The 21,507-nt window shown below is 41.9% G+C and carries 14 protein-coding genes; 7 read left to right on the forward strand and 7 right to left on the reverse strand.

Going from position 1 to position 21,507, the window contains the following annotated elements; all coding sequences use genetic code 11:
- Positions 1–334: 334 nt before the first annotated feature.
- Positions 335–4,090, reverse strand: a complete 3,756-nt coding sequence (locus tag E2I05_RS02230; RefSeq protein WP_121854762.1) for a pentatricopeptide repeat-containing protein — start codon at positions 4,088–4,090, stop codon at positions 335–337.
- Between the two features lie 504 nt (positions 4,091–4,594).
- Between E2I05_RS02230 and E2I05_RS02235 the strand changes: the two genes are divergently transcribed.
- The gene (locus E2I05_RS02235; protein ID WP_121854765.1) at positions 4,595–4,807 is read left to right on the forward strand and encodes a DUF1107 family protein; all 213 of its coding nucleotides are present in this window, start codon (positions 4,595–4,597) and stop codon (positions 4,805–4,807) included.
- 300 nt (positions 4,808–5,107) lie between these two features.
- Here the strand turns inward: E2I05_RS02235 and E2I05_RS02240 are convergent, their stop codons facing one another.
- Positions 5,108–5,317, reverse strand: coding sequence for a cell division protein ZapB (locus tag E2I05_RS02240; RefSeq protein ID WP_121854761.1), 210 nt, complete (start codon positions 5,315–5,317; stop codon positions 5,108–5,110).
- Positions 5,318–5,542: 225 nt separating this feature from the next.
- Here E2I05_RS02240 and E2I05_RS02245 point away from each other — a divergent pair, with 225 nt between their 5' ends.
- Complete coding sequence (locus E2I05_RS02245) at positions 5,543–7,045, forward strand: Na+/H+ antiporter NhaC family protein (RefSeq protein WP_121854760.1); 1,503 nt, start codon at positions 5,543–5,545, stop codon at positions 7,043–7,045.
- Here E2I05_RS02245 and E2I05_RS02250 read toward each other — a convergent pair.
- Positions 6,992–8,191 carry a YbfB/YjiJ family MFS transporter gene (locus E2I05_RS02250; protein WP_121854759.1) on the reverse strand — a complete coding sequence of 400 codons (1,200 nt, stop codon included), beginning with the start codon at positions 8,189–8,191 and terminating at the stop codon, positions 6,992–6,994. The genes E2I05_RS02245 and E2I05_RS02250 overlap by 54 nt on opposite strands.
- 139 nt (positions 8,192–8,330) lie before the next feature.
- Here E2I05_RS02250 and E2I05_RS02255 point away from each other — a divergent pair, with 139 nt between their 5' ends.
- Together E2I05_RS02255 and ltrA are read left to right on the forward strand one after the other, a co-directional pair.
- Positions 8,331–9,779 (forward strand): beta-propeller fold lactonase family protein, encoded by a 1,449-nt coding sequence (locus tag E2I05_RS02255; RefSeq protein ID WP_121854758.1) that lies wholly within the window; start codon positions 8,331–8,333, stop codon positions 9,777–9,779.
- Positions 9,780–10,762: 983 nt separating this feature from the next.
- Positions 10,763–12,043 carry a group II intron reverse transcriptase/maturase gene (gene ltrA / locus E2I05_RS02260; protein WP_133309442.1) on the forward strand — a complete coding sequence of 427 codons (1,281 nt, stop codon included), beginning with the start codon at positions 10,763–10,765 and terminating at the stop codon, positions 12,041–12,043.
- 168 nt (positions 12,044–12,211) lie between these two features.
- On the opposite strand, the gene E2I05_RS02265 is transcribed toward ltrA, so the two are convergent.
- From E2I05_RS02265 to E2I05_RS02275, 3 genes are all read right to left on the reverse strand, one after another.
- The gene (locus tag E2I05_RS02265; protein ID WP_121854738.1) at positions 12,212–15,415 is read right to left on the reverse strand and encodes an efflux RND transporter permease subunit; all 3,204 of its coding nucleotides are present in this window, start codon (positions 15,413–15,415) and stop codon (positions 12,212–12,214) included.
- Between the two features lie 19 nt (positions 15,416–15,434).
- Positions 15,435–16,655, reverse strand: coding sequence for an efflux RND transporter periplasmic adaptor subunit (locus E2I05_RS02270; protein WP_121854737.1), 1,221 nt, complete (start codon positions 16,653–16,655; stop codon positions 15,435–15,437).
- 500 nt (positions 16,656–17,155) lie between these two features.
- Positions 17,156–17,578: a hypothetical protein gene (locus tag E2I05_RS02275; RefSeq protein WP_121854736.1), complete on the reverse strand. Its 423-nt coding sequence runs from the start codon at positions 17,576–17,578 to the stop codon at positions 17,156–17,158.
- Positions 17,579–17,703: 125 nt separating this feature from the next.
- On the opposite strand from E2I05_RS02275, the gene arfB reads away from it, so the two are divergent.
- From arfB to E2I05_RS02290, 3 genes are all read left to right on the forward strand, one after another.
- Complete coding sequence (gene arfB, locus E2I05_RS02280) at positions 17,704–18,117, forward strand: alternative ribosome rescue aminoacyl-tRNA hydrolase ArfB (RefSeq protein WP_121854735.1); 414 nt, start codon at positions 17,704–17,706, stop codon at positions 18,115–18,117.
- Between the two features lie 100 nt (positions 18,118–18,217).
- The gene (gene aroQ / locus E2I05_RS02285) at positions 18,218–18,658 is read left to right on the forward strand and encodes a type II 3-dehydroquinate dehydratase (protein WP_121854734.1); all 441 of its coding nucleotides are present in this window, start codon (positions 18,218–18,220) and stop codon (positions 18,656–18,658) included.
- Between the two features lie 164 nt (positions 18,659–18,822).
- On the forward strand, positions 18,823–20,262 hold the full coding sequence (locus tag E2I05_RS02290) for a pentapeptide repeat-containing protein (RefSeq protein WP_121854733.1): 1,440 nt from the start codon (positions 18,823–18,825) through the stop codon (positions 20,260–20,262).
- 1 nt (position 20,263) lies between these two features.
- Here E2I05_RS02290 and E2I05_RS02295 read toward each other — a convergent pair whose 3' ends face one another.
- Positions 20,264–21,307, reverse strand: coding sequence for an MJ1255/VC2487 family glycosyltransferase (locus E2I05_RS02295; protein ID WP_121854732.1), 1,044 nt, complete (start codon positions 21,305–21,307; stop codon positions 20,264–20,266).
- Between the last annotated feature and the right edge of the window lie 200 nt (positions 21,308–21,507).

A 21,507-nucleotide genomic window follows, 5' to 3' on the forward strand; every position in this document is an offset into this window, starting at 1 on the left:
CCCTAAGTTGAATTTTTAGGGCTAGTCGAGACTCACAGCGATTTGATGTTCATAATTTGATTTTAGAGATACTTTTTCTAATGCAATCTATTGATTATGAACTGAAACCGAAACTCACTTTTGTCCAAAAACGAGCCAATCAGCTGATATTATTTAATTTGTAGCTCATTTAAATTGGTTTATTTATAGAATCATTTAAAGTGAGCAACATAGCTTTATAAAATCACTTAATCTGAGCAACTAATTTGATAAAAGCAATTAATGTGAGCAAGCTCGTTTTTATAAAGTCATTTATTGTGAGCAGAAAATGACGGATAAGTGCGAGCAACTACAGTTAATGGGCAGACTTGCTTAATACTATCATTCCTGAGTTTAATTCATCCTCGATAAACTCAAGTTCAAATTCATCTTTGAGAAAACTTATCATTCCATTTTTTAACATATTATTGCCATGGTATCCAGTTATGATCGATGTTATGTTGGGTTCATTGTTTTGTTTGTGGTAACAAAATAATAGTTTTGCGAAAGCTAATGGAACACCTCGAATATGTGTACCATCGCCTGAATGTTCTTCGAAGATTTTATCCATATGCAAATCGATACAATGATTCATTAAGCCAACATTTTTTTTATATATTCCTTGTGTTATTCCTTTATCAATCATGCTTGCGAAATTATCTTTTTCAAGCGGCGCAAGTTGAGCATATATTTGTGAAGGAGTACTCATGTTACATTCGTTCATAATTTTTTCTAAATACCATATTCCAATATCAAATTCTTTTGCCTTAATACATACTTTAATAAAGGCATTGTAAATGGCTATATCAGGTTTGATACCCCATTGCTGCATTAAGCTGGATGTAACTGTATCGCCATCGCCCAACACCAATGATTTGGCTTCGGCATAACGTCCCGCTTCAGCGCAGGCCGTCAGCAAATTCATGCAGGTGATTGAATCTGCCTTTAGTGGTAGATGAGGTGCCATCACGGGCTTGTCACCACACACCAGTTGCCAAGCACTATCAAACTGGCCAGTTTTAGCGCATACCGTAATAAAGGCGCTGTAAATGGCAACATTAGGTTTGATGCCCCATTGTTGTATTAAGCTGACTGTAGCTGTATTGCCCAACACCAATGATTTGGCTTCTGCATAACGCCCCGCTTCAGCGCAGGCCGTCAGCAAATTTATGCAGGTGATTGAATCAGCCTTTAGTGGTAGATGAGGTGCCATCATGGGCTTATCATCACACACCAGTTGCCAAGCACTATCAAACTGGCTAGTTTTAGCACATACCGTGATAAAGGCATTGTAAATGGCAACATCAGGCTTGATGCTCCATAGTTGCATTAAGCTGGTTGTAGCTGTATCGCCATCGCCCAACACCAATGATTTGGCTTCGGCATAACGTCCCGTTTCAGCGCAGGCAGCCAGCAAATTCATGCAGGTGATTTTATTGGCTTTTAATGACAAGTGAGGTGCCATAACAGGCTTACCGCCACACACCAGTCGCCAAGCACTATCAAACTGCCTCGTTTTAGCGCATACCGTGATAAAGGCGTTGTAAATGGCAATATCAGGTCCGATGCCCCATTGTTGCATTAAGCTGGCTGTAGCTGTATCGCCATCGCCCAACACCAATGATTTGGCTTCTGCATGACGGCTCGTTTCAGCGCAGGCCGTTAGCAAATTCATGCAGGTGATTGAATCTGCCTTTAGTGGTAGATGAGGTGCCATCACGAGCTTATCACCACACACCAGTTGCCAAGCACTATCAAACTGGCCAGTTTTAGCGCATACCGTGATAAAGGCACTGTAAATGGCAACGTTAGGCTTGATGCCCCATTGCTGCATTAAGCTTGTTGTACCTTTATCGCCTAACACCAATGATTTGGCTTCTGCATAACGCTTCATTTCGGCGCAGGCAATCAGTAAATTCATGCAGGTGATTTGATTGGCCTTTAATGGTAAATGAGGTGCCATCACGGGTTTGTCACCACACACCAGTCGCCAAGCACTATCAAACTGGCCCGTTTTAGCGCATACCGTGATAAAGGCACTGTAAATGGCAACATCAGGCTTGACGTCCCACTGCTGCATTAAACTGGCTGTAGCTGCATCGCCCAACACCAATGATTTGGCTTCTGCATAACGCTCCATTTCAGCGCAGGCCGTCAGCAAGTTCAGGCAGGTGATTTTATTGGCCTTTAATGACCAATGAGGGGCCATAACGGGCTTATCACCACACACCAGTTGCCAAGCACTATCAAACTGGCCCGTTTTAGCGCATACCGTGATAAAGGCGCTGTAAATGGAAACATCAGCCTTGATGCACCATTGTTGCATTAAGCTGGCTGTATCTGTATCGCCATCGCCCAATACCAATGATTTTGCTTCTGCATAACGCTCCATTTCAGCGCAGGCAATCAGCAAATTCGTGCAGGTGATTGAATCTGCCTTTAGTGGTAGATGAGGTGACATTACGGGCTTGTCACCGCACACCAGTTGCCAAGCACTATCAAACTGGCCCGTTTTAGCGCATACCGTAATAAAGGTGCTGTAAATGGCAACATTAGGCTTGATTCCCCATTGTTGCATTAAGCTGGCTGTAACTGTATCGCCCAACACCAATAATTTGGCTTCAGTAAAACGCTTCGTTTCAGCGCAGGCCGTCAGCAAATTCAGGCAAGTGATTTGATTAGCTTTTAATGGCAAATGAGGTGACATCACGGGCTTATCAGCACACACCAGTTGCCAAGCACTATCAAACTGACCCGTTTTAGCGCATACCGTGATGAAGGCATTGTAAATGGCAACATCAGGCTTGATGCCCCACTGCTGCATTAAGCTGGCTGTAGCTGTATCGCCCAACACCAATAATTTGGCTTCAGTAAAACGCTCCATTACAGCGCAGGCAGCCAGCAAATTCATGCAAGTGATTTGATTGGCCTTTAATGACAAATGAGGTGCCATTACAGGCTTGCTACCACACACCAGTCGCCAAGCACTATCAAACTGGCCCGTTTTAGCGCATACCGTGATAAAGGCGCTGTAAATGGCTACATTAGGCTTGATGTCCCACTGCTGCATTAAGCTGGCTGTGGCTGTATCGCCATCGTCATCGCCCAACACCAATGATTTGGCTTCGGCATAACGCCCAGCTTCAGCGCAAGCCGTTAGCAAATTCAGGCAGGTGATTGAATCTGCATTTAGCGATAGGTGAGATGCCATAACGGGGTTATCACCACAAACCAGTTGCCAAGCACTATCAAACTGGGCAGTTTTAGCGCATACCGTGATAAAAGCATTGTAAATGGCAACATCAGGCTTAATGCACCACTGATGCATTAAGCTGGCTACTGCTGCATTGCCTAGCACCAATCTTTTGCCATCTGAAAAATTTAAATTTAACTTAATTAGTTTCAGTAATAGAGTGCATGTTTTCGCTTCATAGGACGATTTAAATCGTATTATGTCACTAAAAATACCGTCGAAATCAGATGAATGGCTGTCAGAAAACGCGGCCGCTTTGTGTAACAGTTTATGGATTAACCTTATGTCCCATGATGTTTCCATGACCTGTTTGTCGCTTTTTATGCTGTGAATGATTTCAATAAGCTGCGAAAGTTTAGTGCAACCACCAATTAATACATTTAACTCAATACCCAGTTGATTTTTGCTTTTCTTTTTAAGTTTCCATGAGTGAATAAGCTCACTGGTCTGAGTAAAAAAGGAATCAGAGGAGGGTGGTTGCTGTATTTGCTTGGTATATCGAGTGCTCGATTTTGGAGTGATGGAGCGGGGCTCAGTTGCAAAGCGTCGGTAAGCATTACTTGACTTCTTACAATAATGAGTCTCTCGTGTGCGAGAGTTAGAGCGAGTCGCCGATGATTTATTGTTGAAAAAATCATATAGCTTTTGTCTATCGGTTTTGCTTAATCTTTGATAACCCTGTTGTAAGTTTTCATCACCATCAAACCTTGAAACCTCAAAGTTTAGATAGGATACGGCTTCGCTTGGGTGTTCTTGAAGACTTTTGAGCATGAATCTATATATTGATTGTTGCTCAGCAGGAGTGCGCGCTGTCGCCATCACATTACTCAATAAGTGAGTGAATTAACAAGCTAAGAAATAACGCACTGAAAAGATAAATACAAAAATATTCAGCTTTAAGGCATTCTATAAATGTATAACAGAAAATTATCCACCGCACAGGGGAGCCGTTTCATAGCTCATAGCTGTATCTCAGACTCAAAAAAATAATGAAATTGTGAGTAAATTGGTTCTGTCAAAATCCGAGATAGATATTTTAATTTTCTATCTCATTTCCTAAGCATGTCGAGCTCTATAAAAAGTCGAACTTTTAGATCATTTCTTTATACCATAGAAATTATTGTAAGTGAGGTGAGCGTATCTTACACATATCACAGGGTTCTCCTGAAACATCAGAGTTGTAAACAACTTAATTTCAATCGGTTACAATTTATTACATTCCTAAACACACCTACGGGAAACTTTTTCCCATTTGGTGCGGTCAAATAATTCAGACGGAGAAAAACCACTATTCTGTTAGACATGAAGTCACGAGGTAATCCAATGAGAAGATTCCCAATTTATGCCCCAAAAATCATCACGAAACACGTGCGCATTTTCGTTAATGGTGCGATATGGGTAAAAGACTTAGGCGTAATACACTTTAAACAAGGACGTTTTATTTTGCCCAAATGCAGCGTGCCGACGGTGAAACGTGCCATTACAGAAATGAATCATTTGATTATTGAAGAGAATCAACAGTTCAGAACTTGCTAGAAAAATCCATTCTAGACTCAAGTTAATTACTGTAATTGGTATAACATAGGTTTAAACCTCAGTAGCCAATGGCTAAAGTAGGTTTAAACCAAGCTTGGTTTTGTCTTAAGAATAAACTTAGGAAAGTTGCGGAAGAAAGTATACCGATGAGTTCTCGTCACTCCAGCGCAGGCTGGAAACGAAGTAACGACAGTTTTGTATATCGGTAGTCTAGTGCCTTTGCTTTTTCCTATAAAAGTCACTGGATACCAGCCTTCGCTGGTATGACAAAAATTGGTACTTTCTAAAGCGCTAGATCCCTTAAGACTCTGTAACTTCTTCGTTCAGTAGCCCTACTAGACCACTTACTTTATCACTCCATGAATTTAAATCTTGTTGCAATTGCTGATTTTGCTCAACTAACTGAGCGTTCTTTTGCTTTTCGTCTTCAAGCTCCATTCTTTGAAGCTCAATAGTTTCAAGCGCAGCTTGGATTTTTGTTTCCAGTTTCGATAATAATTCTAGGCTCATGAACATCTCTAATAGTTGCGGGGTAATGGGCTGATTTTATCAGTCGGGATGACATTTTAAATAGCATTTAATCGAATAGTGTAAAAAAAGTCTGTATAAAACGAATTCTTTTGTCAGTTAGTTCTCTTATATCAGGTTTATACACTATACACTGGCTTATTCATTGACGTAACGATCGGCTCAGAAAGCTCTTTTCGTTAATAATAATTATATGAAGTTGAATTTATGATAGAAAACTTACTTATCTTGGCACCGCTGTTATTAACGCTGGTGTTAGCTTTGACGCTACGGAATACTTTAATCGCATTAGGCCTTGGTACTTTAGCGGGCGCGCTGATTTTAAGTCAGTTTGATTTATTCGAAACTGCTCAATATTTATCTCAACTTACCATCAGCCAGTTTTATGCAGATCAACATTGGAAAAGTTGGCACATCGATGTACTACTCACTATGTTGCTACTTGGGATCATGACCAAATTATTGTCCCGTAGTCATGCTGTTATCGAGTTTAGTCAATGGGTACACCATCGAATTCGGAGTCCTCGTCAGGCCAGAGTAGGCGTCATTTTACTTGGTTGGTTTGTGTTTATTGATGGCTTATTTAGCTGTTTAGCGGTCGGGAATGTCTGTCAGCCTTTAAGTGGTAAATACCATATTCGTCGTGATCAGCTGGCGTATTTTGTTGACTCAAACGCCTCTCCTGTTTGTTCCCTGTTACCTTTCTCAAGCTGGGGTCCTTTTATTATCGCGCTGCTTGCCGGATTAAGCTTTTTACCGGGTTTAGCACTAAGCAATTTTATTGACATAGCTCAAACAAATTTTTATGCCATTATTGCTCTTGTGATTTCTTTCATTGTTGCGTGGTTTGGTATTGGTTTCGGGCAAGCTCAGAATCAAGAGATTCGACACAGTGATGGTAACGCCCAAGGTTCACCTTGGTTATTAGCGACACCGTTATTAACCTTATTGATTGGCTCAACCATCCTAATGTTATGGTCTGGCGCTGTAGCCGCCAACAATTGGCAAATTAATGATTGGTTAACCCATGCTGATGTTGGAGCTACGATGCGAAATGCCAGTGCGCTGTCTGTAGTTGTGACGTTAATGATGCTGTTATTCAGTGGCCGAGAAATGTCATTGTTAGTGGCCGATGTATTTCACGGGATCAAAACCATGTGGTTTGCAATCACTATTTTGTTATTCACTTGGCTAATTGGCAGTATTGTTAAAGATCTTAAAGTGGCGGCTTTACTCGCAAGCTGGGCTGATTTGTATTTGTCTAATCATTTTTTATTAAGTGGAATGTTTATCTTGTGCGCGGTAATGGCATTTACGACCGGTTCCAGTTGGGGTACGTTTGCCATTATGATCCCTATCGGCGGGGAGATTGCTCATATCATCCATCCTGAACTGTTGATCCCTGCGCTCAGCGCCGTGATGGCAGGTTCAGTTTTTGGCGATCATTGCTCGCCGATCTCTGATACCAGCGTATTGAGTGCCACCAGCAGTGGTTGTCAACCTCATCAGCATGTCATCACTCAGCTTCCTTTTGCATTTATTGGCGCATTATCTGCGTTAGTCGGTTTTCAATCCATTAATTATGGCTTGCCTTACGCGGTGAGCATAGGGCTAGTATTTACTACTGCATTGTTGGTTTTGTGGATTCGATATGGATTAATGAACAATCGACAATCTAAGCTTCAAAGCAATGAGTACAGAAGCCATTAAACAACCACAGCCTATATAAAACAATAAACTGTAGTTCATTGTTTGGGTGAATAAAAGTACGATGCCATACCCCATAATGGCTTGGGTTGTGGCAAAAGAAATCGTCATCCAGCCCCACACTTGCTTATGATGTTGCTTGCCTACAATCTCAAGTGTGGTGGCAGATACCAGTGAAACGACTCCCGAAGTCAAACCACCAACTAGCATCGATGAAGCCACTAATGACCAATAATTGGTGGAAAGATTTGGCAACAGTATCGCGAATGCTTTTAGAAAAAACGCCACCACCAATAAATTAGCTAAGCCGTATTTATCTGCAGCAACACCCATAATATGAGGACCTAAAATAGCGCCTACACCAAATAGTACCCAAAAATGCCCACCTTCGATAAAAGACAAATCTAAACCATGAACGAGGTAATGCACCCAGTAAATGGTGTGTGGTAAGTATCCTATAGCATCCAACGCATAGGCACTCAGTAGCATAATCACTAATGTTTTTTTTGGGTTATCATTTAACTGATAAGACTCAGAAGTGTTACTTTGTCTTGTGACGTAGGGCAATTTTTTCAAGGGAACCCAAAATGACCATGAAACAAGAGTAAAAAGTCCCGATGCTGCGCCTAGGCCAAGCCATGCTGTAGATAAACTGATGTCGAGTAAATTTGGAACAATATAACCTGAAATCACAACCCCCAAACCAATACCAGAAAAAATCATCCCGCTGATCCGAGCTTTATATTTGGGATCAGTTCGATGGAAAATATATCCTGGTGTGATGATGACGATCCACGCCCCTGCAATACCAGCAAATAAACGGCAAAATATCAGCCAAGGATAGCTAAAGGGCTGAAAGCAACCTAAATATACAAAAGTAACAATCACCATCGACAGCTTAATCGTATTGGCTGAACCGATTTTTTCTGACAACCTGTGAGCCGTTAAGCCGCCTAGTAAATACCCAAAAAGGGTCGTTGATCCTAAATATCCAGTCAGCGCTTCGCTATACCAATCATTACTTATCATTGCAGGAATTAAAGGCACAAATGAAAAACGTCCAATGCCCAACCCAATAACGGTTGCACAAAGGCCGCAAAAACTCGCCCAGAAAATGCCTTTAGATAAATTTCCCTCAGTTGTCGCCATCTACGGATCCTTGCTATTTAAAACAACTTATAACAAGCATGGTGTGCAATGCTTAAAAATCAAGCACCGAGTTGATTGATGGCTATACTTTTTACTATTGGAATGAAAATAGTTGTATTACCAATGGACGGACAGTTTTATGAATAAGTGTTTCACATTAATCCTTACCGCGGTAGCTGGGCTATTGATTGCTGCTTGCGACAATATCAAATTAGTATCCACACCGACACAACCTAACCAAGATACTCGATTTATTTATACTAGTAATAACGCTGTAGCGGGGAACCAAGTCATTGGTTTTCGTGTCAATACCGACGGTTCTCTCACTGAGTTTGGCGCGTTTAATACTGGTGGGGCGGGAGACTCCGATGATGGTGATTTTGATACCCAAGGTACGGTGCGCGTCTTCGGTAACACACTCATTGTGATGAACGCTGGCGAAGAAACGACAGATCCGTTAATCACAAATGGTAATGGCAGTTTGAGTACCTTTAACATCAATCCTGACACTGGTCGTTTGACTCGCATCGATCAACAGCCTTCGGTAGAAGGCGTTCAAAACATCGACTCTTTTGGCGTGAGGCCAGTAAGTGTTGATGTTGTTAACGCAGGTGGGACAACATGGGTTGTTGTCGCAAATCAACAAAATACGCCACACTGTTTAACTCCCACAGCAGAACGAACACTCGAAACTTGCCTTGATCAATCTAACAATCCTATCAGTGACTTTTTAAATGAAGGCAAAGATAATGAGCGCAATTTGCATCTGTTCACAATGGATGAAGGTGTTCTGACTCCGGTGAGGCAATTAACGACTTACACGGCAGAAATGAGCGGACCTGCACAAGTTCGTTTTAGTCCTGACGGCTCGACACTCGCCGTCACTACTGTGGGAATTGTGCATGTGGCTTACCCTGCGGATGAAAGTTTGCAATCCCCTTCACATGTATTTCTATATGATGTCACGGCTAACAACAATAATTTCTCCATTGATAATCCACGTTTTTTTGCTAACTATGGTATTGCTGCTTCTGTCGGTTTCAGCTGGTCAAACAATAATGATTACCTCTATGTATCAAGCTCTTTATTGTCAGAAGCCATGATCGACAACAGTATTACGGTACTTGATGTAAACAACACTGATACGGTATTTTCCAGTGATAGACAGTCACAACCTTCTGGCAATGGGGCAATTCCATCTACAGACCGCCCAGGCGCTTGCTGGACATGGTTATCTGCAGACAATAACAACCTTTACGCCGTTACTTTTGTTACTAACTCGATAGTTAATTTCAGTGTCGATGGCAATGTGTTGCAACAAGAGCAACAAATTTATCGACGCGAAGCGCCACAATTTGATTCCAAGGATATATTTGTGACCAATAATGGTCGCTACCTATACGTATTAGGTAGCATCAGTTCACACGTGATTTCGATGTTTACTATTGAAAGTGATGGCCTGCTCATTGAGCAAGATGCTTCACCTCTTGAGGTGCAATCTTCAAGACCTGATGGCGTTAATACAACTGAACATGAGCAGTTTTATATTGGCATTGCGGGGTATCCTGCCGGTCACGTAGGCTCTTAACCATGACTATAACTTCTGTTTTTATCACAGCAAAAATCACATAATTGGTATAACCCCAAACGCCTTAACCATGGTTTAATGAAAATAATGTTTGAAAACACCATTCATATCACGTCTATCCAATTGGATTATTGATTAAACCTAAAAACATCAGTTGAACGCAGAGTATATGAGTAACTGTTTGAGTCAATAAGATGACTTTATCATCATGGCTTTCACCTAATGAGTGAAATGCTCTACGCTCACAAGCTTGCTAAAATGGCTGCTATCTGCGTTGTAACTTTTGCAAGTAGAATAACTACTTGCTGCAAGCTACGCCTTAATATCAGCCATTTTTTCTACGCTTGAGAACGTAGTCAACTGATGTTTCTAGGGAGCGCCACGAAGCGCTTTATTCTGTTGCGGGATTTGTCTCAACGTATACGCAGCCAAGCGATTACATGGCCATAAACCAGAGACAGCAACGTTATTATTTATAATAAGTCCATCAGGTTGAAACGTACCTGACGGGATAATTACCAGTTCATCCCGAAATCTGACGGGCATGCATAATGGGTAACCGCTATGACATGAAGCCCTGTGACAAAGGCCTTGAATAAAGGTTGAGATGCAATGTAGGCCGCAGCATCAAGCGAATTCAGTTAAGCGTCGTAAATCAAAAAATGAAGATGGGGAGTCTTTCCTAGTTGACGAACCCTGACACAAACAGAGAAGCAACTGGTAAATGCATCTGTTTGATCTTCCGGCGTAATATGAAGTGGCATGTATTGAAGGAAATAAAGTGAACGTGGGAGAGCCTGAGTGTTGGAAGGTAGTGACTTCCACTATCCGAATATAAGGTAAACCGAAATTTCAGATAGGGCGCTCAGGCAGTCGGATGAGCCCATAGTACCGTTAACCGTGAAGACAACATAACTTCACATCAGGGAAGGGACTCAGTGTTACACCCGTTTTTAACGTAACTTTTGAGGTGAAATTGCCATATGGCTAACACTCCAGTAAATATCAGAATATTACAGCGAAAACTTTACTTACGCTCAAAGCTTAACTCGGAGCTACGATTTTACAGCTTGTACGATAAACTCAGTCGCCTAGATATACTCGAAGAAGCCTATCGACGATGCAAAGCCAATAAAGGCGGAGCAGGAATTGATGGCATCACATTCAGTTATCTAGAGCAGCAAAAGAAAGTCGTTGCGCTGTTAAAAGAAATTCAAACTCAATTACAACAGAAAAACTATCGACCTAGCCCAGTCAAACGAGTAGAAATACTCAAAGACAACGGCAAAACGCGGAAACTTGGGTTCCCGATAATCAGTGACAGAATTGTGCAAATGGCGATGACAATAGTGATGCAACCCGTCTACGAACCTCATTTACATGAACACAGTTATGGCTACCGTCCATGTCGAAGCGCCCAGCAAGCGGTAAAAGTCATTGAAATGAGCCTAAAACAAGGCTATCAGCACGTACTCGATGCTGACTTGAGCGCCTATTTCGATACCATCCCGCACGCTAAGTTGATGGCAAAAGTAGAAAGGCGAATAAGCGACAGCAGCTTTCTGAGTTTGCTGAAAAGCTTTATCAAAGCGCCCATCAGCATAGAGACGGTCAACGGGAAATGGCGAATAGAAGCAAGCCGATGTGGCACTCCGCAAGGCGGAGTTATCTCTCCACTACTGGCTAACATCTATCTCAACGATTTCTGTTTGAAAATACACGAAAAAACACCGTGTAAAATCGTTACCTATGCAGATGATTTTGTTGTACTTCATAAGCAAACCTACACACAAGAGCAACTGGACTGGATAGCACAGCAATTAAGTGATGAAGGTCTGAAGCTAAATCAAAGTAAAACCCACTGTGTGGATATGGGAAAGCTGATGAATGAGTTTGATTTCCTCGGTTTTAACTTTCAACGGATCACAGGCCTCATCAAAGGCACCAGTTACATTAAGATACAGGCGTCTAAGAAGAGCCAAACAAAGCTGAAAAATAAACTCAGAGACATAGTGAAGCATCGAACCTCAAATACACTTGGCGTACTGATAAATAAAGTTAATCAAGTTCTGAGTGGATGGAAACACTATTTTGCTGGGATAGGATATCCCAGAGGAGTATTTTTCAGAATAAATGGATTTGTAGTAAACCGATTCTATCGATGGCATCGTCGCTTAAGTCAACGTCGAAGCAAGTATCTATCACGAGGTGCTTACGAAAAATTACGCCAAGCTGGTCTTGAGTATTTACCCACGACAAGATGATAAGCAAAGTGAAGGAGCTGAGAGAAGTGTAACAACAGAGCCGTGTGAGGGAAAACCTCATGCACGGAATCGAAGAGGGGCTGCTGGATAAGCGATAGCGAAGCCAGTAGCCTACTCTACTTAAACAAGCCGCTAGTAGTAACGGCTTGTTCATAGCAATTATACCAATTACAACGAGTTATTGTGGTACACCCAGCGATACAAAGTTGGAAGTACTAATAAGGTCAATGGGGTTGAAGTAAATAAACCACCAATAATCACGATGGCTAGTGGCTGCTGAATTTCACTCCCGACTCCTGATGAAAGTAAAATTGGGATCAAACCTAGCCCTGACGTTAAAGCGGTCATCAACACAGGACGTAGACGTCCAACCGTGCCTTCATAAACGGATACATAGAGAGATTCACCACTGCGACGCCGCTGGTTAATAGAATCAACGAGCACGACCCCATTTAATACCGCAACGCCAAATAAGGTGATAAAGCCAATCGAGCTCGGTACCGATAAATAAGTCCCGCTGGCATAAAGCGCGACCACACCACCAATTAAGGCGAGCGGCACATTCACCATAATCAGCAACACTTGTTTTACGCTACCAAACGAGAAAAATAACAGCATGGCAATCAACAAAATTGACACTGGCACAACCAACATCAATTTTTGTTGGGCGCGCTGTTGGTTTTCATATTGACCACCAACAACGACAGTATAGCCCGCCGGTAATTCGGCTTTCGGCACCACGGTATAGATATCATTAACCACCGATCCCATATCTCGTTCAGAGACATTGGCCTGCACGACTACTCGGCGCTGAACGTCATCACGGCGAATATTCGGCGGCGCCATTTCAACTCCAACATTGGCCACTTCACCTAAACGTACTACCGCGCCATTTGCCCCTGTCAGCAGTAAATTTTTAATCGCATCCGGTGATGATCGGTATTCCCCTGCCAGTCTTAAGTAGATGTCATAGCGGGCATTACCATCGATAACCTGACCTGCACTGTCACCACCGATGCCTCGGCTCACTAATGTCATGATTTGATCAACACTGATGCCATATCGAGCCAGCTTGGCACGGTTAGGACGAACCACTAACTGCGATTCACCACTGACTTGCTCCAGTGACACATCGACAGCACCCGGTATTTTCGATACCAAGTCACTCAGTACTTGCCCTTTTTCAGATAAAACCGTTAAGTCTGGGCCAAATATTTTGATGGCTAATTGTGCTTTCACACCAGACAAGAGTTCATCAACACGCGTCGCAATCGGTTGGGAGAAGGTATAAAGCAAGCCCGGATAAACACTCAGTTTTGCTTCCATCAAGCGCTGTAAATCGAAACGGTTTTTCGCTGACGTCCATTTCTCCACTGGCTTTAAACCAACGTAAATTTCGATATTACTCACAGGCTCAGGATCGCCACCTAATTCAGGTGCACCCACACGACTTAAGGCATAGTCGACTTCAGGAAAATCCAGCAATAGCTTTTCCAGTTCAGGTGCCACATTTAATGCCGATGCCAAACTGGCCGTAGGCGCTAAGGTTACACGAATATTAATGGTGCCTTCTTCGAGTTCAGGGACGAATTCAGTACCGAGTTTGGGTAATAAACTCATACTGCCAACAAAGCACAAGACCGCAAACAACATGACCGTTTTCGGCGCTGACATCGCTAGAGCCAGTACTTTTCGGTACAATTTATCTAGCGGTATTAACAATGCACTTTGTTTTAGTGTTACCCCTGACTTAAACAGATAAACCGCCACCGCGGGCACGATAAATAATGCCACAATCAGCGCGGCAACCATGGCTAATATGATACTGGTCGCCATCGGTTGAAACAGCTTACCCTCAACACCTTCAAGCGCGAACAGCGGCGCAAAGACCACGATAATAATTGCGGTAGCGAAAAAAATTGGTGAACACACTTCTTTAGCCGCCAATAGCACTTGGGTGGCAACTTTACCCATTGTAGTGTTTTGTTTTTCGATATGATGTGGATCGTGCTCGACATCAGCTTGTGCTTGCGCATCACCTTTTACATTCAGTACGTGACATCTATCCTGCTGAGTAAGATGCTTGAAGATATTTTCAACCATCACTACTGAACCATCTACCAGCATACCAATCGCAACCGCTAATCCTCCTAATGACATGAGGTTGGCAGACAAACCATAATAGGACATCACCATTAAAGCCAAACCTATGGATACAGGAATAGAAAGCAATACCAACAAAGTCGCACGGATATTCACTAAAAACAGTACTAAAATAACCACGATAAAAACAAAGGCCAGCAGCAAAGCATCTTGCACTGTTGTTACCGCTTTATTCACCAGATCAGCTTGATCATAAAACGTTTCAAAGGTCACGCCTTTCGGCAAGGCTTGTTGGACTAACGCTATTCGGTTATTAATATCATCAATGGTCGCTTTGGTATTGGCACCCATGCGCTTAAGTACAACACCAGCAACTACTTCTCCTAATGGTTTAGCGCGGCCAGCTTGATCTCGCTTTGTCATGCTCACCGCACCCACGCGGATTTCACTACCAAACGCTACAGTCGCAATATCCGATACCAGCACAGGTGTACCTTGGCGCTCAATGAGTGGTATTTGAGCAATAGCATCTAGACCAGCTTGCCCAGATGGAAGAAAACCATATCCTCGAACAACTAATTGCTCTTGGCCTTGCTCCATAAACCAACCGCCAGCATTGCGGTTATTGTTCTCCAATGCGGTGCTGACGTCCTCCATTGTTAGGCCATAAGCGCGTATTTTATTAGGATCGACTTGCACTTGATATTGCAAGACTTCTCCACCGAAAGACAACACTTCCGTCACGCCACTGACTGGCATCAAGATCAATTTGACTAAATAATCGTTAAGGCTTCGAAGCTCAGCGGCTGAGATGTTGGATTCTGGTTCAGCACGCAAAATATATTGATATATTTGACCGAGTCCTGACGTGTTTGGGCCGATTTCCGGTGTCCCAACACCTTGTGGTATTGTCTCTTTAGCCGCTTGTAGCTGTTCAAACACTTGCTGGCGAGCAAAATAAACATCCGTACTATCTTCGAATACAACAGTCACCACGGACAATCCGGTACGAGAAAGAGAACGTACTTCCGTGACATCTGGCAGTGAATACATCGCTGACTCAACAGGATAACTGATGAGTTTTTCCACTTCTTCAGCTGCCATCCCCTCTGCTTGGGTATTGACGGTTACCTGAACATTGGTGACATCTGGAAATGCATCTAAGTTCAGTTTTGGCAACATCGCAATACTGCCGCCTAATGCAAACAGTAACCCAATCACCACCAATAAACGTTTCTCAATGGCGGTTTCAATTAATTTTTGAAGCATAATTTTATCCTACCGCGGCTTAATGAGCGTGTATGTCAAAACCAGATTTTGCTTGTTCAGACGCTAAGAAAAATGCCCCTGAAACCACAATGTCAGCATTCTCTTGTCGTGCATACGCGAGCTTAGAGCTGCGGATCAAGTTTAATCCTCGCTGGCTTTCAACGACTTCGACTTCTATGGCTTCAAATCCGTCAGCGTCTTTCAAAAACACTTGCCAATCACCGTCACTGCTTCGAGTCAGTGCTGCATCAGGCACCACAATACCGTCTAAGTCTCCGCCTTGATCTGCTGAAAAATACAACTCTGCAAATTGGCCGGCATGTAGTTTATGCTCAACATTGTTAATACTCAGCAACACCTTTTCAGTACGAGTAATTTTATCCAATTCATGGGAACGCCCAATAATGGTGCCAGCAAGTAGGTTTTCTCCAACTCTGACTAAGGCTTTCCCATCAATTTTAAGATCTTTTGATTGGGCAGGAGTTAATTCTGCTTCAACCCACAAACTGGACTCGTCAGTGAGCTGCAATAAGGGCTCAGTCGCTTTATTTATTTGCCCCAACATGCTGGTATCTTGCTGAATACGGCCATTAATTGGAGCGAGCAGTTTGAAACTTCCCACGAGTTTAGGAGAGGTTTTAAGCTGAGCAATTTGAAAAGGCGTCATGTTAATCGAGAGCAAAATGGCTTTCTTCAGCTGTGCATCGACCTCCGTCTGTTGACGCTGACTTTCACTGATGGAACTTTTAGTCAAGCGTTTAACTCTGTCCCACTCTTTCGCAGCGTTGATGTAATCCGCTTGCGCCCTAGCGACTTCTGTTCCGTCCAAGGTTAACAACACACTGCCTTTTTTGACTTCTTGACCCGGCACTATGTGTCTTTCGAGCACTCTGACATCAAGCTGAGGATCAATAATCGCGGTTTGATTGCGATTGACCACCAAGTTAGCAATCGCCATGTGCTGAATATCAAGCTTGTTTAGATTTAAGGTATCACTGTTGAGAGATTGAACGCTTATGCCAGCTACTTTCATTTGCTGCTCTGTGAGTTGCAATGATTCGTCATGAGACTCTGCATCATGAGGCGCTTCATCAGCATGATCCTCATGTGTCTCATGTGTCTCTGAGTGTTTATTGTTGCCTGCTGTGGCATAAGCACTCACTCCCAAGCTTAGGCTCAATAAAATGGCTAGCGTAATATTGGAAACTTTCCAAGGCGATGTCGATGTTATTTGTTTCATATACTTACCTCACGTCAGCAATGGCTTAATTTCGCCAATTGCTACCCGTAACCTTGAACCTAAATAAATCGGTTGAATGCACAATTTAACTTTAATATATTGAAATTAAGTACAAAATTAAATAACCCGAATTCACCCATCAGGTGAGTGCTGAACATTCATATACTTGACAAAATCACCGCTAGCTGCGTGATAAATTTTGCAAGTAAAAACGAAGTAACGACAGTTTTGTTTGTCGGTAACCACTACTTGCTGCTATTCATGCCTTGCTATCAGAAATTTTTTCTGCGTATATGAACGCTCCCAACCGATTTATTTAGGTTGAATCACAGATCCTGCTGTGACTTGTATAGCACAGATAAATGAGTCGAATTTTTATATATCAAAAATCTAGATCAGCAAGCATTAGACAGATCTCTTCGACTCATTCTATTTTATAATCCCATCTACTCGACTCGCTTAAAAATCAAACGGCCCAAAGGGATGTTTAATAAATGGTATTAGACAATAGGAGGGCGGTAAGTTGGTGCGTTTTCGGGAGGGAAATACAAAGTAGCAAAGATAGGTTTATTCAGTGTGCCAAAAAATACCGAATCACTGTCAGTCAAAGAACGTAAGGTGACATACATACCATGACACTGGCAATCCAAACACAGATCAAAAGTATTTTCTGGCTCAGTAGGATGAGCTTCAGCATCATCATGTGAATCAGACATTAAGACAAGTTGCCAAGATTCAATCTCATTAAGGCACTGATGTGCATTTGGATTCCAATCATTGACATCCAATAGTAAATGAACATGGCTGTCGTTTTCTTGTTGATGAACACTTTCATGCAACTGATGTGCGCCAACGTTTGCCGCAACAAATTGCAGCAACAATACGAATATCATCATCAATGTGGGAAAACGAATTTGTGTCATCAAACCTAACGTCTGTCGAGGAAAAAAGGTATAATTGTGAGGATACTTTACCTATCGCAATTTTAATAGCAACTGTTTTTAGCTGGCACTGTGACACAATTCAGCACAAGGGAATGGATCGTTTTATGCTCGAAATATCTAACAATGTGACTTTAGATGCTTGGGAAATCGAGCTGAGCGCGATTCGTTCGCAAGGTAGTGGTGGTCAGCGTGTTAATAAGGTGGCTACCGCAATTCATTTACGATTTGATATCAATAACTCATCTTTGCCAGCATTCTACAAAGAACGACTATTAGAATTATCAGACAGTCGTATTACCGCTGATGGCGTGATCATCATTAAGTCACAATCTCACCGCACACAAGAAATGAATAAAGAAGATGCATTGCGTCGCCTTAAGGAAATTATTATTTCGGCGACTACAATCCAAAAAGCACGACGTCCAACCAAACCGACAAAAAGCTCACAACGTAAAAGAATGGACAACAAGACGATGAAAAGCAGCACAAAAAAATTGCGTGGCAAAGTTTCGTATTGATGTTCGAAACACGCCCTCATTTAAATATAAATACAGCACTTGAAAAGCTTTTATATCCGAGTAAGCTATTAATTTAATCAACTGTATTATCAGGTAATGTATGACTCAGCGAAGCAAAATTCTGCTCTTAAATGGCCCTAACCTCAACTTATTAGGCCGCAGAGAACCACAACATTACGGCCAGCAAACCTTAGGCGAGATTGTAAGCAATTTGCTGATTCAAGCTGAGCAAAATGAAGTCGTTCTTGAGCACTTACAATCTAACGCTGAACATGAGCTGGTAGATGCTATTCATAACTCGGATGCTGAGTTTATTATCATTAATCCGGCAGCATATACTCACACCAGCGTAGCTATTCGAGATGCCTTGGTTGGTGTTGATATTCCATTCATTGAAGTACATCTATCAAATGTTCATGCAAGAGAGCCTTTCCGGCAGCATTCTTATTTTTCTGATAAAGCACAAGGTGTTATCTGCGGCTTGGGGGCACAAGGTTATGAATTTGCGTTAACGGCAGCCGTTTCTTACCTAAACAAATAATAACGGCTAGGTTAATTCATCTTCACTTTACTTTACATTAACGCCACGCTTACATAGCCTCACATATTCTTATTTACGCTCTAAATCCGAGAACATATTTGGCATTAGCTGAATAAGTACTATCCGTTGAGGATTAAGATCAAACTGTAGAGTAAGGCCAAAATATGCTGACAGTCATACACTCACGTGGTACTCAAATTTGCTCACATGAGTTTAGAGTCTCTGACAACAATTCAACTGATTCGACGACACAAATCGTCAAAAAATTAAGCAGAAAGTTAAGTTGCTCTTCGTTTGAAAATCAACAACAAGCATTAATTGAAAAAATAGTTAAACATGATGAACTGTCTAGTGGCAACGACACCTTTATTGCTTTTGTTTCCCTCCGAGCTTCTTGTTGTAATTCTCAACAGCATCTATTTACGATATCTTCAAGCGAATACGATTTAAATTACGTTAGACTTGAGGTTTGCTCTGCATCCCATAGACACCCTCCTATCATTAAACCTGTATACATCAATGTTGGTGGTGCCACATTTCATGGGTTAAATCTTGATCATTGTATTTTGGCTGGCATTCAAATGAAAGCATGCACTTGGACTGGTAACCAGATGTATAAAGCGAATTGTGACAGAGCAAATATAGACGATAGTGTAGTCACATCGATGAAAGCTGGTTACAGCAGCTTTAAAAGCGTATCAGCGCAACGCACAATTTTTACAAACAGTGATTTGCAACGTTCAAACTGGTTGGAATCACAATGTGAATTAAGCAAATTTAATGACAATATAATGACTTCGGTTGTATTTTCTGATGCCACCTTACATTACGCTGAATTTATTAAATGCAAAATAATGTATGGCAACTTTTCGTATATTAACGCTCACTACATTCATTTTAATAGTTGCTTGCTAAATTCTTGCAGTTTTAAGCAGGCACAGCTTGAAGGCGCCAGATTTCATCAGTCTCATATACTTGACGCTGACTTCTCAAGAGCTTTAGCACCAAAAAGTACATTTACTTGTGCAGTTTTAGATGGTGCTTTATTCGTAAAAGCATCTTTGAAACTTGCTGATTTCACAGGTGCTCAGCTTAAAAAGGGAAATTTTCGAAACGCATTATTAATGAGTGCTATCTTCAAATCAGCAAATTGCAGTAAAACATTTTTTGCAGGCGCTGATCTCAGCTTTGCTGATTTCAGTGACGCTAAGCTAAATGAAACTGATTTTAGCGATTGTGTAATTAAAGGGGCCACGCTGAAAGGAGCTGATCTGTCTTATGCAAACTTGCAAGGGCTGGACTTGAGATGTGTGGATTTTTCGGGTGCAATACTCGTTGGAACAGACTTTAGTCACTGCAATTTAACTGGCGCAAACTTATCAGGTTTAAACTTGCACCAAGCCAAACTTGTGGGCGCTAATTTAACTAAAGCAAACCTAGCTAATACCAACCTACAACAAGCTGATTTAACCGGTGCTCATTTTGATAATAGCAACTTGAGTAATGCTGATGTCAACCAAGCAAAACTTCCCTTAAATTTATCTAAATGTAATTTTGATAATATCAAAAACATAACTACAGCGACGTTAATCAAAATCGAATAATTTATTTTTTCCAGCTATCAGGCAGTTTGACCTGATCCCAAAGCTGATTACACAACTGTTCTTGTTGCTCCCAATCACCTTTTTGCAACCACTCTACCAAAGAATCAGCCACTTCAGGGTAATGAATAGGTTCGGGTGACGGCGCTTTAAGCCATCGCTCTAACACCAAATTATCGAGTGTCATCATGGAAGTGGCGGCAGCCAATAACTCCAGCGCTGCAACATTCGACAACTGCTCAAACTGCCCTAATAAGGGTTTAACCAATATTTTTTTGCCAAGCGTAAGTGCTTCACTCACCAATTCAAAGCCAGCATTACACATAACGCCACCACACTGTGCGAGGTTTTGTTTAAACCCTTCTCTATCGAAACCACTCCAAATAATGTGTTCAGGAACCGTTCGTGGTGCTTCACCACTGTGATATACCAGAAACTGATAATTTTGGTAGGGAGATAAGTAATCCACAATATCTTCAGGCGCTTCGAAAGGAAGGTAAACCACAATTTGATGCGCAAATTCAACATCCTGATGTTTAACATCAACAAACGGAGGCAAAATAGGAAAACCAAAGTGATGCCAATGACAACCGAGAGCGTTATCGACAGGCGCAAAATATTTGAGTAAAGATTCGTTAAACCAATTATTACCCGTTTTAGGTACGGGGTAATTAAGGGAAGCTTGATGGCTGACACCAAACGAAGGAATGCCTTGTTTTCTCGCTGCCCATGCCGTTACTGGCTCAAAGTCATTCAAAACTAAATCATAGTCACTCACATCAAGTGCTGAAATATCTTTAAATATTGAAGTGGACAAATTTTCCATGATTGTGCGAGGAATATTGATTTTTCCAGCGCGGCTCACGAAGGTCAATCCACGCATAACTTGATAGTTACCAAATGCTTCCATATCAAAAAAATCGTTGGCATTACGCCCGCTAAACAAATAGTCAACATGAATGTCGGTTTTTTTCAGCGCCTCAGCCATCACTCTGGCTCTGCTAAGGTGTCCATTACCTGTACCTTGCACACCATAAAGTATTCTCATAAGTAACCTTGTTGAACTCAATAGACGGGTATAACTTTAAACCTAGAAACATCAGTTGACTGCGTTCTCAAGCGTAGAGAAAATGGCTGATATTAAGGCGTAGCTTGCAGCAAGCAGTTATTCTACTTGCAAAAGTTACAACGCAGATAGCAGTCATTTTAGCAAGCTTGCGAGCGTAGAGCGCTTCACTCATTGGGTGA

Source organism: Parashewanella spongiae (genome assembly GCF_004358345.1).
GTDB lineage: Bacteria > Pseudomonadota > Gammaproteobacteria > Enterobacterales > Shewanellaceae > Parashewanella > Parashewanella spongiae.